The sequence below is a fragment of the Microcoleus sp. AT3-D2 genome (genome assembly GCF_036705715.1).
Classification (GTDB): Bacteria; Cyanobacteriota; Cyanobacteriia; order Cyanobacteriales; family Microcoleaceae; genus Microcoleus.
The window spans coordinates 1-15,947 of record NZ_JAUBVE010000109.1; the positions used below are offsets into that span (position 1 = coordinate 1).

The window sequence follows — 15,947 nt, forward strand, 5'->3', positions numbered from 1 at the left end:
ATATGGCACAGGCACAACGGCTCGCGGGCTATGGTCTAGACGTTTTGAAGAAGCTGTTTAGAATGAAATAGCCCTGCATTTGGATGTGGGCGGTTTCATCGATGATGGCGGGAGTATTTCCCGCGCCGACACCGAGGGAGGGATGTCCTGAAGAGTAGGCAGCTTTTACCATTCCCGGCCCGCCAGTTGCCAAAATTAGTTTGATATCGGGGTGCTGCATCAAAGCTTGGGAAAGCGGCACAGTTGGCTCATCAATCCACCCAATAATATCCGGTGGTGCTCCTGCTGCTACAGCAGCATCGAAGATGATTTTTGCCGCCGCAGCCGTGCAGGATTTGGCGCGGGGATGGGGCGAAAATATAATGCCATTTCTCGTCTTGAGCACGATTAAAGATTTAAAGATTGTGGTGGAAGTCGGGTTAGTTACAGGAACGATTCCCGCCAGCACTCCCACGGGTTCGGCAATGCGTTCGTAGCCAAAATGCCGATCGGACTCGATGATACCGCAAGTCTTGTCGTTTTTGTATTTGTTGTAAATCATTTCCGAGGCAAAATGATTTTTGATTGCCTTATCTTCGATGACTCCCATTCCCGATTCTTTGACTGCTGCTTTGGCTAAGGGAATGCGGGCGGCATTAGCGGCTAAAGCTGCTTGCTTGAGTATGCGATCGACCTATTCTTGAGTGTAGGTGGCAAATTCAGCTTGGGCTGCTTTTACTTTTTTAATGAGCAGTTCTAATTCATCTACATTGGTAACTTTCATGTCTTTTCTCCTCATGGATTTTTTGAGATAATTATTGCCTAAGTTTGTGAGGGGATGGGATCCGCAGATTAACCGCAGATTAACGCAGATAGACGCAAATAATTTCAAGATTGTTTGTGATTTTTCACGAGGTATTTTAATTAATTATAGACCGCTTGCTCCGATCGCATTTACCCCACGACTGCGAAAAATCTCAACTGTTTTTTGCACGAGATCCGGTGAAGCTGGAGGTGTATCTTTGAGAATGTTCTACCGTCATTGCTTGTACCGCCGATCGCCTCTGTTACCCAAGTTGGATCGCCAGAAAACAGAGCGTTATAGTCGGGAGTTCGCAAAAACCGTACCATGCGGAGTTTCATTACAAAATGGTCGATCAGTTCTTGCAATTCCACTTCGGAACTCGCGCCACTTTGCAAATCGCGCTCGAAATAAATGTCTAAAAACAACGTCGATACGCGCCCGAGAGACATCGCTGCCCCGTTTTGTTCTTTCACTGCTCCCAAGTAGCCAAAATACACCCACTGGACAGCTTCTCGTGCGTTTGCCGCCGGACGGCCAATATCAAAGCCGTAGCTAGCAGCCATTTCTTTTAACTCAAACAATGCCCGAATTTGCTCGGATAACTCTTCGCGCAAACGAATTGCTGCCTCGTCCATCGCGTCTAGTTCGAGTGATTCTTGCTGTGTTTTTTTATCATCAATCAGGCGATCGACACCGTACAAAGCAACGCGCCGATAGTCACCGATGATGCGCCCGCGTCCATAGGCATCTGGCAAACCTGTGATGATACCAGAACGTCTCGCCAGACGCATCGAGCGCGTGTAAACATCAAATACACCATCGTTATGAGTTTTACGATATTGCGTAAATATTTCTTCTGTTTGCCGATCGAGCTGATAGCCGTAAGCTTCTAAACCTGCCTTGACAACGCGAATTCCGCCAAACGGCATAATCGCGCGTTTCAAAGGTCGATCTGTTTGCAAACCTACTATTTGTTCTAAGTCGCGATCGATGTATCCTGCTGCATGAGCGGTGATGGATGTGGGAACTTTTGTATCAACATCCAATACACCTTTTTCGCGCTCTTGCTTCATTAGTTCCAGGACTTGGTGCCAAAGCTGCTGGGTTTTTTCTGTTGGTGCTGTGAGAAATTCTGCATTCCCTTCGTAGGGGGTGTAATTCTTTTGGATGAAGTCTCTGACGTTGACTTCCTTTGTCCAGTTGCCTTCAGTAAAGCCGTGCCATTCTGCAAACATAGCTTGCTTTCACCTCAATCTTTTATTAGCGATCGATCTTTTCTTCTGGGACCGCTATATCTACTATATATTTAATCTCAATATTTTAAATAGCCTGTTCGCTCTTTCTTACAAAACTTGACTTGCTAATTCGGTGGGAAGAATTAAGATAGATAGTATGCAGAACAACCTCTGGAATTTGTGAGGAAGCTCTGACAAAATGGGATTCCGAACTAACACTTTGACAACAAAAATGTTGTTTAATGGCGGGTCGATCGGAAACCCGCAATGAGATTTTTGGTCGCGAACTGCGAAGGCCAAAAGAGGAATAAAAAGCAGAAAAATAGCAGAAAAATATAGCCTTTTTCAGTAACATGAGGTACCCGATGTGCATAGGGCATAGGGCATACCTCACCACGCTTGAGAACCGCTATAGTTCGGATTTGATTCGAGAATTGTTATCGAAAGCAGAGCAATATTAATTGCTGATTAATTGAAGTAGGTATTATGCAGATAAATTCAAGAAATCAAAGCACTGCGAGCAATCCGGCTCACGATATTTGGAAAGAACAGCGTCATCCGCTTGATCGGATTTTTGGGCCTCGCTCCGTGGCTGTAATCGGCGCAACAGAGAGAGAAGGAAGCGTCGGACGTACTCTCCTTTGGAACTTGATTCGGAATCCGTTTGGCGGAACAGTTTTTCCAGTGAATCCGCAGCGCCGCAGCGTCTTGGGGCTCAAGTCTTATCCTGACATTGCTAGCGTCCCGGAAAGAGTGGATCTGGCGGTGATTGCTACGCCTGCTGCAGGGGTGCCGCAAGTGATCCGCGAATGTATCGCTGCTGGGGTGAAAGGAGCAATTATTGTTTCTGCTGGCTTTAAAGAGATTGGTGCTGCTGGGGAGGCTTTAGAACAGCAAGTTATCGCCCAAGCGCGTCTGGGCGGAATGCGGATTATCGGCCCAAATTGCCTCGGCGTGATGAATCCTGTGCTTGGGCTCAATGCTACTTTTGCAGGTACGATCGCCCGTCCGTGTCGCCTTCATCAGTCAAAGCGGCGCCCTCTTTACTTCGATCCTAGACTGGAGTTTGGGAGAAAATGTCGGTTTTAGCGCCTTTGTGTCGATCGGCTCTATGCTCGATGTCGGTTGGGGCGATCTGATCGAGTATTTCGGGGACGATCCTCATACCCACAGTATCGTTTTGTACATGGAATCTATGGGTGATGCTCGTTCGTTCCTGTCCGCCGCCCGCCCAGTGGCGATCGACAAACCGATCATCGTTCTCAAGGTAGGACGTACCGCCGCCGCCGCCCAAGCCGCCGCTTCCCATACGGGAGCTTTGACCGGCAGCGATGACGTGCTTAACGCTGCTTTCCGCCGCTGTGGCGCGTTGCGGGTACATACGATTTCCGATTTGTTCGACATGGCAGAAATTCTGGCCAAGCAACCGCGACCGCAGGGCAACCGCCTATCGATCGTCACCAATGCAGGAGGCCCAGGGGCGATCGCCACTGATGCCTTAATTAGCGACGGCGGTGCCCTGGCAGATCTGGCACCGGAGACGGTGCAGCAGCTTGATGAGTTTTTGCCGCCTCAGTGGAGTCATCACAACCCGATCAATATTTTGGGCGATGCTAGTAGCGATCGTTACGCCAAAACTCTAGAAGTGGCCGCTCCCGATCCCAATAGTGACGGATTGCTGGTCATCCTGACGCCACAAGCGATGACAAATCCCACCCAAACCGCAGAAAAACTCAAATCTTACAGCAAACTCGGAAAGCCCTTATTAGCAAGCTGGATGGGCGGTGTGGAAGTGTCAGCGGGAACCCAAATTCTCAATCAGGCAAATATTCCGACTTTCCCCTATCCCGATACCGCCGTCAGGTTATTCAACTATATGTGGCGGTACACATACAACCTGCGCGCTATCTACGAAACGCCTTCCGCCTTCCGCCTTCTCTCTCGGCTGATTCCGATCTCTGGAGTCCAGATCGGTCGGCGGCAGCAAATATTGTGACTTCTGCACGCAAAAGCGATCGCCGTCTGTTAACAGAATACGAATCGAAGCAGTTGCTGGCAGCTTACGGGATTCCCACCATCGCCACATCGATAGCCACCAGCGATCGCGAGGCTGTAGAAATTGCCGATCGCCTCGGTTATCCAGTGGTGCTAAAACTGCATTCTGAGACGATTACTCACAAAACCGATGTGGGGGGCGTCCAACTAAATTTAGGCGATGCTAACGCTGTAATTAGTGCCTTTGAGGCGATCGCCCAGCGGGTACGGGCGATCGATCCGGCAGCGTTTCTCGGCGTAACCGTGCAGCCGATGGTGAATTTGGAAGGCTATGAACTAATTTTGGGTAGCAGTATCGACCCACAATTTGGGCCGGTGATGCTGTTTGGTTCCGGCGGACAATTAGTGGAAGTCTTTCAAGATCGATCGCTAGCACTTCCGCCTTTAAATACCACCCTAGCGCGGCGGATGATGGAGCAAACGCGCATCTATAAAGCTTTGCAAGGAGTGCGCGGTCGATCGGCAATTGACCTGGTAAAACTCGAACAGTTATTAGTTCGTTTCAGTCAACTGATTGTAGAGCAACCTCAAATTTCCGAGATTGATATTAATCCGCTGTTGGTTTCTCCTGAAGGTGCGATCGCTCTTGATGCCCGCGTTGTTCTCAAGACAACAGAAAACCCCATTTCACCCGCGATTCGCCCCTATCCTACGCAATACGTTCACAAATGGTCAACGGACGGCGATCATCCCATCACCATCCGTCCGATTCGCCCAGAAGATGAGCCGCTAATGGTGCTGTTCCACCAAGAACTTTCCGAAGAGAGCGTGTATTTGCGCTACGCTCACATGGTAAAGTTAAAGCACCGCATAGCTCACGAACGTTTGACCCGGATTTGTTTTATTGACTACGATCGCGAAATGGTGTTAGTAGCCGATCGTCAAGACCCAGAAACCTCAGAACACCGGATTTTGGGAGTAGCGCGTCTGAGCAAACTCCACGGGACAAACCAAGCCGAATTTGCCCTGATCGTTAGCGATAGCTATCAGCAGCGCGGTTTGGGAACAGAATTATTGAGGCGGCTGCTGCAAATTGGTCAGGAAGAGAAATTAGAGGCGATCGTTGGCTACATTCTCAATAGCAACTACAAGATGCAGAGCCTCTGTAAAAAACTAGGATTTGAACTCCAACCAGACCGAGGCGAAGGAATGTTGAAAGCTGTTTTTGTCTGCTAATAGCAAGTTTGGTTAAATAATATCAATTCCGGGTGCCCCGGAATGATATCAAATCACCGCTTCATCGTCCTGATAAAATTGAATCAAGCTGCCAACAAATAAGCGCGCCATTTTCAGTTTTTTGACACCGAGTCAACAGTCAACAGTCAACAGTCAACAGTCAACAGTCAACAATCACAGACGGTACAGCCGGAATCAATATAATTCTCATTCATCACAACTTTAGTCCTCACTACAAACTTTATCGGTTTGTAGTGATATCATGTCCGGTCGAGCAACCGTGATTTTTGTAGGGGCGGGTTCACCAACAATACCTGCCACCAATGGGCAATCTCAAAAACCCGCCCCGACCGGGATATTATGGTTAATCGATCGGACATGATATGAGGACTTTAGTCCTCAAACTAAGATGCTACTAAGCCGCAGCCAAATTTGCTGCTGCGAAATCCCAGTTAGCCAAATTATCCAAGAAATTAGTAATGTAGTCGGGACGGCGGTTTTGGAAATCCAAATAATAAGCGTGTTCCCACACATCCAAAGTCAGCAAAGGAGTTTGGCCGTGTGCTACCGGGGTATCAGCGTTAGCAGTTTTGGTGACTTTCAAAGTGCCGTTGTCCACAACCAGCCAAGCCCAGCCACTACCGAACTGAGTTGTCGCAGCAGTCTTGAATTCTTCTTTGAATTTGTCGAAGCTACCGAAGTCAGCGTTGATTTTGTCAGCTAAAGCTCCTGTCGGAGTGCCGCCGCCGCCCGGTTTGAGGGAATTCCAGAAAAAATTGTGGTTCCAAACTTGACCTGCATTGTTGAAAATGCCGGCTTTGGAGGGGTCTTTAGCAGATGCCTTGACAATTTCTTCAAGGGATTTGCTCGCCATTTCCGTTCCTTCAATCAGTTTGTTGAGATTGGTCACGTAAGCAGCGTGGTGCTTGTCGTGGTGGAACGAAAACGTGTTGGCCGACATATGAGCTGGTTCTAGGGCGTCAGCGGCGAAGGGTAATGGTGCAAGTTCAAATGCCATTGTGTTCAATCCTCTCTGGATTACTTTTGGTTTTTGGGTTAACTTTGCGGCTTTTGTATGATTAAAGCCGAGAGTCCCTAGCTTGAGTTTATCAAGCTCTGGTAAATAATTTTTTACAATTTTCATATTTTATAGCAGTTGCGGCATTTCAGCATTCAGACTTCTATTTTTTAGATATCAAAGCTACTTATTGCAGGCTTCAGTTAGCATAAACTATCACTAAATGTCAAGCCACCTGGGATGCAAATAAAAGTGTGTGTGAAATTGTCAACAGATCGAAATTTTATGAGACTGATAAAGAGATTAAACCTGTAAATTATCAAAGATTAACCTAAGTTCAATTAAGCTGTAAGAAAGTCAAACAAGTTGCAGGAGCTGTCAAGGGAAAAGCGTTTAAACAACTCGTCCACTAACCCCCCTCAATGGTTTAATCTGCAATTAATCGTCACCGCTCTGTAAACAGTCCAAGACTTAATCGTAATTTCCCTATATATTAGTTTGTTTTGTTTCATGGTGCTATAACTGCGAGAAATGTTCTTGTCGCTGCTACCTGCTTTGAATTTCCAGCAAGTCACCGCTGATATTTTATTTCTATTAGTTTTAGTGGAATTATTTCGGTTGCTAATTATTTACTTGCAAGAACTAAGAGTTTCGATAGGCGTAGCTGTGGAAGTTTGTATTGTATCAGTTTTGCGAGAAGTGATAGTGCGGGGAGTGCTGGAAACTCCCTGGGTTCAAATATTATCAACAGGCGCATTTTTGCTGGTTTTGGGAGTGTTGTTGGTAGTCCGAGTTTGGTTGCCGCCAACTTTCGAGGGAATTGACCCGGAACGCCGCCTTGCTAGCAGAAATAGAAAATTTTCAGAGCCTGAATCTTCTTCGGAGCCTGTGGCAGTCAATAGCAAGTTTAATTCTCACTGAGAATGGCGGCACAGCCGATTTTAGATTTTAGATTTACAACGTTTGTAGTGAGGACTAAAATCCTCTGAAAATACAGAGGATTTTAGTCCTCACTACAAATACAAGCTTCATCAGCCATGCCCAATTATTAAAATCTAAAATCTAAAATGGTATTACCCGTTAGCCTGCAATTCCCCCAAACGAGCCAACACTTCTTTAGAATGAATCGCCGGATTAATCTTCACAAAAGTTTCCCGCAAAATGCCTTCAGGGTCAATAATAAAACTGTGCCGCGCCGAGATAAAACTCATCCAAGAACCGTAAGCTTTACTCACTTTACCGTCGGTATCAGCTAACAGCGGAAATTTCAAACCTTCCGAATCGCAAAATTCCGCATGGGAATTGACATCATCAGCGCTTATACCGATAATTTGAGTATTCTTTGCCAAGTATTTCGGCAAGTCTTCCTGAAATCTCCGCGCTTCGATCGTACAACCCGATGTAAAGTCTTTCGGATAGAAATAGACTACCAGCCACTTACCGCGATAATCGGACAGGGACACTTGTCCGTCGCCACTGTTTGTCGGCAAACTAAAATCCGGTGCTGCTTGATTTATCGGAGGAAGCTTGCCACCGAGGGCCAATGCAGGTGCGGCAAAATTGAAACTTAGAACAACTAGACAAATTGCCAATAAAGTGCTAAAAAACTTGCGACGGGACATCATAAATTTAGAAGTAGAACTGTACTTAAGACAAGTTTACAGTTTTCTGATTAAATGGGTAAGGGCAATTCGCGGATTGCTTCTAAAACCCAAAGATCACTCACTCAAATAGCAATTTACCCATGAGCGCTGCACTCCCGTTAACAGGCAAAGCTATAGTAGTCCAGGTAATTAACGGTCAACCCGTTATAATCGAAGTAGACGGCACTAATGCCCCGATTACTGGGGGAAATTTTGTTGACTTAGTTGAACGCGGCATTTACGACGGGGTGATGTTTCACCGAGTTGAGCGCCAGCCAGAGCCTTTTGTGGTGCAAGGAGGCGATCCGCGCAGCAGAGATTCTACAATTCCAGCCAGTCAATTGGGAGCGGGTACTTTTATTGACCCGGATACCAATCAGGCGCGTTTTATTCCTTTGGAAATCAAGCCGCAAGGGGCCGCGCAACCTGTTTACAACCAAATTGTAACCCAGACGCCGCAGTTGCAGCATAATCGAGGGGCTGTGGCAATGGCTCGTTCTAATGCTTTGGATTCGGCTTCTTCGCAGTTTTATTTTGCTTTGGATGAGTTGCCATTTTTGGACGGTAGTTATGCTGTTTTTGGCAACGTTATTGGAGGTTTTGAAACGGTAAATGCGGTGCAGCAGGGCGATCGCATTTCGACTGCAAAAGTCGTTCAAGGAATTGTTCCCAGTCGGGTTTCTAGCATCATTACCGATGTTAATGTACTCAACGATTTAATTAATAGTACGAATTTCGTAAATCTATCTTTGCGAGCGCTCAGATTGCCAAACACCCCCAACAACTATCAAGTCACTACCCAAGACTCTCAGCAAAATCCCAGCGGTGTAGTGGGAGGTAGCGCAAACGATCGCATCCTCGGTTCAGCGACGGATGATGCAATTAATGGGAGCCAAGGCAACGATACCCTCACCGGCGAAGCAGGCGACGACTTTTTGCGAGGTGGCAAAGGTAACGACTCCATTAGTGGCGGTGTGGGCAACGATATTATCAACGGAAATCTTGGCGACGATAATCTCAATGGTGATGCTGGTAACGACTTTTTGCGAGGCGGCAGAGGAAACGATGTTTTAATCGGGGGCGATGGTAACGATATTTTACTTGGCGATATTGGCAGTGATACTCTCACCGGCGGTGGTGGTACTGATACGTTTGTTCTGGTTACGGGTGAAAATCTGGAGTTGAATGGGTCGAGCGATATAATTCTTGATTTTAGGCCGGAAGATGGCGATCGTATTGGCTTGACCAGCGGTTTATCCAACACCTCATTCACGCAATCAGGCAGCAACACACTCATTCAATTTGGAGGAGGTACTTTGGCTGTAGTTCAAAATGCCACCCCCGCAGCAGTTCAAAATGCTGCTTTTACAATTAACTTTTCTACTGCTGTCGTTGCCGATAACTTGCCTTCCAGAGACGCCGCCTTGAGTATTGGCTAACTCTAACAAGACTGAGGCAATAATTATAGGTGTAGGGTGCTCTTCGGTACACATTACCTGATTATCAATTGGCAATTGCCAATTGATAATTACCAAATTCAACTAACACCATAGCTTTGTAATTTGAGAAACTGCCTCTTGATAAGAATCCATTCTCCCCTGCTGCTTAAAAAGCTCGGCCGCCTTCTGGAAATCCTCAAATGCTCCCTGAACCTCTCTCAGTTTATATCTAGTTACTCCTCGGTTGAAGTAAGCTTTAGCAAAATCGTTATCAAGGCGAATTGCTGACTCAAAATCAGCTAGCGCTGCTAGGGAATTCTCCATTTGCAGGCGGATAGCACCTCGGTTAAAATAAGATTGAGCTACATTAGGGTTGAGCAGGAGTGCCGAGTTGTAATCGGCGATCGCCGCAGTATAATCTTTTAAACGAGTCAGCATAAACCCCCGATTGCTGTAATACTTGGCTCGGTAAGGATTGAGTTCGATGGCTGTAGTTAAATCTTCGATCGCCGATTGCTTGTAGCCTAATTTGTAGCGTGCCACACCGCGATCGTTGTAAGCTGACGCGAATTGTGGATTAATGTTAATTGTAGCAGTAAAATTTTTAATAGCGCCGTGCAAGTCTTGTTGTTCGAGATTTTTTAAACCCTGAGTGTAAAACTTTTTGGTACTAACTTTTAAATTTGCCTCTTGTCGGGATTCAGCTTGCTCCCCCGAAAATACGCCGGCAATATTAGTGAATCCCAAAGATTCGATCGAATTGAAAATAGTTGTGACAACTAATTGGCTTGGGAGAAGGGGGATAGTAGGCATGGGAGGAGTGGTGTTCAACTGTATGCTCTTATTTTCCTCCATACTTCAGCTACTAACAGTGATATCCGTAGTCTCAGGAACGTGATAAGTTTGATGCGATTAGGTGATGCTGGGGCTTGAGTTGTGTGATGAAAGTTGGGCTTAGTTAGTGATGCCGATCGCAATTGTGCAAAAATGCGTCTACAACCCTTTAAATATAAGCTTTTCAGGCTATCTGGGCGGTTTCTTTCTTCCCATATTGACGGGATTGTTTGCAGGTAGGCCCCTGGGGGATCGATCGCAACTGTCGGCAGCAAGTATTACTTTGTAGCGATATTGCACAGCCAAATCCCGATCAAATTTGCGGTTATCTTATACGAGGTTTTTAGGGAAAATATTAGTTTGGCAGCGAGGCATCTGTGAATCAACCGGGTTTCTAGCTCAAAGTGCGTCTAAGACTGGCTGAGTTAAGTTTGTGCCTGCGTCAACCCTGATTAACCTTTCACTACACTAATATTTTTGAGTAATCTTGCTGAGGAAAGTTGCCGATTATTTGCTATGCTTTGATTAGACATCAATAATTTATGGCGCAAATAAGTGTCAATGAAAAGAGTTATGAGGTTGAAAACTTTCTTCGCTGCTGTGTTGGCGATCGTCCTGTTCACTCTCTACTTAACTCCTCCTGTTATGGCCGCGAATGGGGAGGATGTGAGTCACCTATTAAAAGATAATTGGTGCGTCAGCTTTCTGTGGAAGCAATGCGATTTGAGCACTGTCGATTTGCGGGGAGCTAATCTCCAAGAAGCCAATTTGTCCGGCGCTAATTTGTCCGGTGCTAATTTGTCCGGTGCTAACTTAAAAAATGCGGATCTTTCTGACGCAGATCTCAGTGGCGCTAATTTAGCAAATGCTGATATTTTAGGTACGGATCTCAGTCGAGCGAATTTGACAGAAGCTAATTTCAACGGTACGAAGTTGTGGGATGCTAATCTGACTTTGGCAAATCTGAGCCACGCCAATTTACAAGATGCTAATGTCTTAGATTCTCGACTTTGGGGAAGCAATCTCACCGAAGCTAATTTAACGGATGCGACGCTGCACGGTGCTGACTTGCAATATGCTAATTTGGCCGACACTAATTTAACAGGTGCTGACTTGCACAGCTTCTTTTTCCGAGGTTCCAAACAAGTCACAAATTTGAGCAATGCTAATTTAGAAGGCGCTATTTTAACTGGCGCAAATCTCAGAGGTGCGGTACTGGCAGGGGCAATAATGCCGGACGGGTCTATTAATGAAGAAAGTGGCTTTAATTTACAGTAGAGTAAAATTAAAGTGTGCTTGAATAATTTCAACAACAGGCTTTAGGGCCGATTTCGCAGTCAATGAATTATCTGGTGCAATAGGCTGCGCCCTTTGCCAACAGCTTGTTGAGGATGCTGTCAAGATGTCAATTTAAACCAGGGTGCGATCGACCTTTTAACTCCCAAGCTGCGCCCGTTGCCAACAGCCTGTTGAGGATGCTGTCAAGATATCAATTTAAACCAGGGTGCGATCGACCTTTTAACTCCCAACCAGTAAATATCGCTAAAATCTTAAATCTCAAACCGAACCTGCGCGCATCTGTTACAATTTTCAACAAAGCCAGAATAGCCCCGAACCTGAAGTCACGTGCCTAGAGATACAAGCCCCCGCCAAGAGTCGTCAAGAGCAAAAATATTAGATATTTAGTTTAAGCTCCCAGATTCATCTGTAGAGCCTCTCTAAAATCTAAAATCGATGGGCTGTGAGTCAATCTAAAATCTAAAATCGATGGGCTGTGAGTCAATCTAAAATCTAAAAAAAATCTAAAATCGATGAGCTGTGAGTCAATCTAAAATCTAAAAAAAATCTAAAATCGACTGATGGAAACCCTGCAAACTCAACTTTACGAACTCGCACAATTTGCTAATAATTTAGTAAATACTCAACTGACAAACCTCAGTTTAGTCAGCGTCGGAGTCATCTTTCTGGCAGGGTTGCTAACGAGCTTAACGCCCTGTATGCTTTCAATGTTGCCGATCACGATCGGCTACATCGGTGGATACGAAGCAAAAAGTCGCCTGCAAGCCGCAGCCCAGTCTGCGTGGTTTTCCCTGGGATTAGCCACCACCCTTGCGGGTTTGGGTATTGTAGCATCATTTGCCGGACAAGTTTACGGCAAAATTGGTCTGGGTTTGCCGATTCTTGTCAGCATTATTGCTATTCTAATGGGGCTGAATTTACTCGAAGCTTTACCCTTACAAATGCCGTCTTTCGACGCTGTGGGGTGGGTGCCGAAAGATTTGCCGGCGGGCGTGCGATCGTACTTATTGGGCTTAACTTTTGGTTTAGTAGCGTCTCCCTGTAGCACTCCGGTTTTAGCTACACTCTTAGCTTGGGTTTCCAAAACGGGAGATACAGTTTTAGGTGGTGTGTTGCTGCTGTTTTACGCTGCTGGCTACGTCGCTCCGCTGATTATAGCAGGTACTTTCACTGCTAGCATTAAAAAGTTGTTAGAATTACGTCGGTGGTCGAGTTGGATTACGCCTGTTAGCGGCGTTTTGCTAGTAGGATTTGGCGTTTTCTCTCTGCTTTCCCGCATCCTTCCCGCTTAAGTTTAGTAGTAAGGACTTCAGTCTTTATTTAAAGATATAGTAATCTCTACTGAATGCGTGAATTAAGTTTTTTTAACGAACCGCGAAGACGCGAAGAACACGAAGGAAGGAAGAAAGAAAAGAGAAAGACTTCAAAATTGATTGAGACTTTTTCAATAAAAATAATAATATTTTGTTCATCTTTTTTTTCCCTCGTTTCTCTTCCTTCTCCCTTCTTCCATCCGTTACATCCGTTACAAAATCCGTTGCAGAACTTCCTTCCATCCGTTACAAAATCCATTGCCGAACTTCCTTCATAATTACCAATGACATCAAAAGAAGTATTTCTATCAAAACTCTCAAACTGGGCGACGGCCCCTCAAAAGTTTTTCAAGCGAGAAATCTTGCCGGTGCTAGCAGATTTGCGGCTGGCAATTATCTTGCTACTGGCGATCGCATTTTTCAGCATTTCCGGCACCGTCATCGAACAAGGTCAATCAGTACCCTTTTACCAATCTAACTATCCAGAACACCCCGCTTTGTTCGGCTTCTTAACTTGGAAAGTTGTGCTAATTGCAGGACTAGACCACGTATACCGCACTTGGTGGTTTTTGTCAATTCTAATTTTGTTCGGCAGCAGCTTAACAGCTTGTACATTTACCCGACAATTTCCCGCATTAAAAGCCGCCCGCCGCTGGAAATTTTATGAGGAACCAAAGCAGTTTGAAAAATTAGCTCTCAGTGCTGAATTAGAAACAGTTGCTTTAACTTCATTAGAACCACTTTTGCAGCAAAAAAACTACCGCATATTTCGAGAAGGCGAAAAAGTTTATGCCCGCAAGGGAATAATTGGCAAAATCGGCCCGATTATTGTTCACGCCAGTATGCTAATTATTTTAGCTGGGTCGATGTGGGGCGCGATGACGGGATTTCTAGGTCAAGAAATGGTTCCCAGCGGCGAAACATTTCAGGTGCAGAATATCCTGGATGCAGGGCCTTGGGCGAGGCCGCAAATACCGAAGGATTGGTCGATGCGAGTTAATCGGTTCTGGATCGATTACAGTCCGAGCGGTGCGATCGACCAATTTTACTCTGATCTGTCAGTTTTGGACAAAACAGGCCAAGAGGTCGATCGCAAAACCATTCACGTTAACGAGCCCCTCAGATACCGGGGAGTCACTTTTTATCAAGCAGATTGGGCAATAGCCGCCGTGCGAGTTCGCCTCAACAAAAGCCCGGTTTTACAATTGCCAATGGCTCAGCTAGACACCCAAGGTAAAGGCAGAATTTGGGGTGCTTGGATTCCGACAAAACCAGATTTGAGTGCGGGAGTTTCTCTGCTAGCAAAAGATTTGCAAGGAACGATGTTAGTGTACGGTACGGATGGCAAATTGTTAACTACAGTTCGCGCCGGCACAGCGGTAGAAGTTAACGGAGTCATGCTGACAATTGACGAAGTTGTAGGAAGTACGGGATTGCAAATTAAAGCTGATCCGGGCATTCCGATCGTTTATACGGGCTTCGGGTTGCTGATGCTCAGCGTGCTGATGAGCTATCTGTCTCACTCGCAGATTTGGGCTTTGGAAACCAACGGCAAACTATACGTCGGCGGGCGCACTAATCGCGCTCAGGTGACTTTTGAGAGAGAAGTTGTGGAGATTTTGGACAAGTTGGCAGAATCGAAAAAAGAGGAAGAAAAGAGCGAAATAGCGCCGACTTCTCTAGCGAATCAAAATTAATTTTATGGTGGGCATTGCCCACCATTGATGTCAACAACCAGGTAAAAGGTAGTATCAGTCTTCTGTCTGAGTCACAAGCCCCTCGATCTCTCCTAGCCCCCCTTAAAAAGGGGGAAGAGCATTCAAAGTCACGCTCTACTCCCTTTTTAAGGGGATTTAGGGAGATAGAGACTCGACTACAAGCGACCTTCATTATGGGTTTGAGCCTGGTTGGTGACACGAATGCAATAGATTTTATATCGGAAAATAAGTGAATTTACGTAAATTATGGTACTGCTAATCAGGTAATTTTTAATAAAAGTCAGTGACTATACAATTGTAAATCTTCACAACAAGAGATATCATCTACCAATAGTTATTTAAATTTAAAAAAACTCAATAACTATGGATCAACTTATCCTGGTATTTTTTTATGCCAATTATCGTTCCTTTTGTCATTCAAACAGTTTTACCTGTACTCAGTGCGCTTTTCGCTCTTTTGATTCCTGTACTGGCTCCTGTTATCAACTTCGCTCTGACTCGCATTGCCAAAATTCCCTCATATATTCGCCTCCTCAAAATTTTGTATTCAGATATTGACTCATCTGCCAAAGAGCGAAAAATTATTACTGTTGGACTACTGGTAATTAGTAGCATTGTGACTTTCATGGCTTATTCCGTTATACCTTGGACGGGTGTACCCCTGATCGGTGCTATTACCAGTCCCATTGCTGGCGCTATTGCTCTTGTGGTGGCACTGGCACTTTTAGATATGATTTTTGCCATGAATAAAGGCTATTACTTAGAGCGACTAAGAGGAAAAGGTTTTGCTGGATTAAATGACATAGAAACCGATATTAAAGATTTAAAAGATATTTTTGGGCAATCCTGGAAGAAAGTTAAATCTACTATTAACGAGGCCAGCCAGAAAATTTATGAAGAGCGCTGTAAGCGTGGCATCAACTTTAGTGATAAATCTTATCAAAGCTATATCGATCGTGAATTAGAAGGATTTAATTTATATGTTGGTAAAAATTCAGTGGCAGAGTATGAAGGTATAAGTGCCGACTTATTAAAGCAAAATAAGGGGCAAGATTGGACAAAAGGTGCTTTTGCAGTAGGGACGGGTGCAACTGTAGGGGCTTTGGCTGGTGTTGGCGCTTCAGCAGTTGCGACCTCAGTATTTGCGCCGGCTAGTATTTGGACAACTATCCACAGCATTCCTTTGATTGGAGGCTTGGTAGGGAGTTCAACGGGTATTGTTGTCAGTGCAGGGTACTACTCATTACTAACGTTTGCTGCTCCTGTTGGACTGGGAGTATTAGCAACTGTCGGGATTTACAGCGGTCTGACGGGCTGGAAAAATCAAGAAGAAGCTGCCAAGATGAGCAAGTTTTTATCGGGTGCATCTCAGTTTGGCAAATACATCAAATTGAAAGTTGACCGTTGAGATAAGCACAGCGAAGAGCAAGGAT

At 45.4% G+C, this 15,947-nt stretch carries 12 protein-coding genes and 2 pseudogenes; 9 read left to right on the forward strand and 5 right to left on the reverse strand.

Annotated elements, in window-relative coordinates:
- Positions 1 to 76: 76 nt before the first annotated feature.
- Positions 77 to 763 (reverse strand): annotated as a pseudogene (locus QUB44_RS28605) (aldehyde dehydrogenase family protein); the annotation flags it as partial.
- 248 nt (positions 764 to 1,011) lie between these two features.
- Positions 1,012 to 2,019, reverse strand: a pseudogene (locus QUB44_RS28610) (pyruvate formate lyase family protein); the annotation flags it as partial.
- A gap of 486 nt (positions 2,020 to 2,505) precedes the next feature.
- Here QUB44_RS28610 and QUB44_RS31290 point away from each other — a divergent pair.
- The 3 genes from QUB44_RS31290 to QUB44_RS31300 are packed head-to-tail and all read left to right on the forward strand — an operon-like array spanning position 2,506 to position 5,250.
- Complete coding sequence (locus QUB44_RS31290) at positions 2,506 to 3,108, forward strand: CoA-binding protein (RefSeq protein ID WP_445299933.1); 603 nt, start codon at positions 2,506 to 2,508, stop codon at positions 3,106 to 3,108.
- Positions 2,999 to 4,015, forward strand: a complete 1,017-nt coding sequence (locus QUB44_RS31295) for an acetate--CoA ligase family protein (RefSeq protein ID WP_445299934.1) — start codon at positions 2,999 to 3,001, stop codon at positions 4,013 to 4,015. The genes QUB44_RS31290 and QUB44_RS31295 overlap by 110 nt, the downstream gene beginning before the upstream one ends.
- Positions 4,012 to 5,250, forward strand: a complete 1,239-nt coding sequence (locus QUB44_RS31300; protein WP_445299935.1) for a GNAT family N-acetyltransferase — start codon at positions 4,012 to 4,014, stop codon at positions 5,248 to 5,250. Before QUB44_RS31295 ends, QUB44_RS31300 begins: the two co-directional genes overlap by 4 nt.
- A gap of 415 nt (positions 5,251 to 5,665) precedes the next feature.
- Here QUB44_RS31300 and QUB44_RS28620 read toward each other — a convergent pair whose 3' ends face one another.
- Positions 5,666 to 6,268 (reverse strand): superoxide dismutase, encoded by a 603-nt coding sequence (locus QUB44_RS28620; protein WP_333372780.1) that lies wholly within the window; start codon positions 6,266 to 6,268, stop codon positions 5,666 to 5,668.
- 537 nt (positions 6,269 to 6,805) lie between these two features.
- Between QUB44_RS28620 and QUB44_RS28625 the strand changes: the two genes are divergently transcribed.
- The gene (locus tag QUB44_RS28625) at positions 6,806 to 7,189 is read left to right on the forward strand and encodes a phosphate-starvation-inducible PsiE family protein (RefSeq protein WP_333372783.1); all 384 of its coding nucleotides are present in this window, start codon (positions 6,806 to 6,808) and stop codon (positions 7,187 to 7,189) included.
- Positions 7,190 to 7,341: 152 nt separating this feature from the next.
- Here the strand turns inward: QUB44_RS28625 and QUB44_RS28630 are convergent, their stop codons facing one another.
- Positions 7,342 to 7,893: a peroxiredoxin gene (locus QUB44_RS28630; protein ID WP_333372786.1), complete on the reverse strand. Its 552-nt coding sequence runs from the start codon at positions 7,891 to 7,893 to the stop codon at positions 7,342 to 7,344.
- A 119-nt stretch (positions 7,894 to 8,012) separates the two neighbouring features.
- Here QUB44_RS28630 and QUB44_RS28635 point away from each other — a divergent pair, with 119 nt between their 5' ends.
- The gene (locus QUB44_RS28635; protein ID WP_333372788.1) at positions 8,013 to 9,350 is read left to right on the forward strand and encodes a peptidylprolyl isomerase; all 1,338 of its coding nucleotides are present in this window, start codon (positions 8,013 to 8,015) and stop codon (positions 9,348 to 9,350) included.
- 102 nt (positions 9,351 to 9,452) lie between these two features.
- Here the strand turns inward: QUB44_RS28635 and QUB44_RS28640 are convergent, their stop codons facing one another.
- Positions 9,453 to 10,163: a tetratricopeptide repeat protein gene (locus QUB44_RS28640; protein WP_333372791.1), complete on the reverse strand. Its 711-nt coding sequence runs from the start codon at positions 10,161 to 10,163 to the stop codon at positions 9,453 to 9,455.
- 582 nt (positions 10,164 to 10,745) lie between these two features.
- Here QUB44_RS28640 and QUB44_RS28645 point away from each other — a divergent pair.
- The 4 genes from QUB44_RS28645 to QUB44_RS28660 all read left to right on the forward strand — a co-directional run bounded on the left by QUB44_RS28645 (position 10,746) and on the right by QUB44_RS28660 (position 15,922).
- The gene (locus QUB44_RS28645; RefSeq protein WP_333372794.1) at positions 10,746 to 11,462 is read left to right on the forward strand and encodes a pentapeptide repeat-containing protein; all 717 of its coding nucleotides are present in this window, start codon (positions 10,746 to 10,748) and stop codon (positions 11,460 to 11,462) included.
- 581 nt (positions 11,463 to 12,043) lie between these two features.
- The gene (locus QUB44_RS28650) at positions 12,044 to 12,775 is read left to right on the forward strand and encodes a cytochrome c biogenesis protein CcdA (RefSeq protein WP_333233091.1); all 732 of its coding nucleotides are present in this window, start codon (positions 12,044 to 12,046) and stop codon (positions 12,773 to 12,775) included.
- A 305-nt stretch (positions 12,776 to 13,080) separates the two neighbouring features.
- Entirely contained in the window at positions 13,081 to 14,493 is a 1,413-nt protein-coding gene (locus QUB44_RS28655) for a cytochrome c biogenesis protein (RefSeq protein ID WP_333372797.1), read from the forward strand.
- Between the two features lie 412 nt (positions 14,494 to 14,905).
- Positions 14,906 to 15,922 (forward strand): hypothetical protein, encoded by a 1,017-nt coding sequence (locus tag QUB44_RS28660; protein WP_333372800.1) that lies wholly within the window; start codon positions 14,906 to 14,908, stop codon positions 15,920 to 15,922.
- Positions 15,923 to 15,947 lie beyond the last annotated feature (25 nt).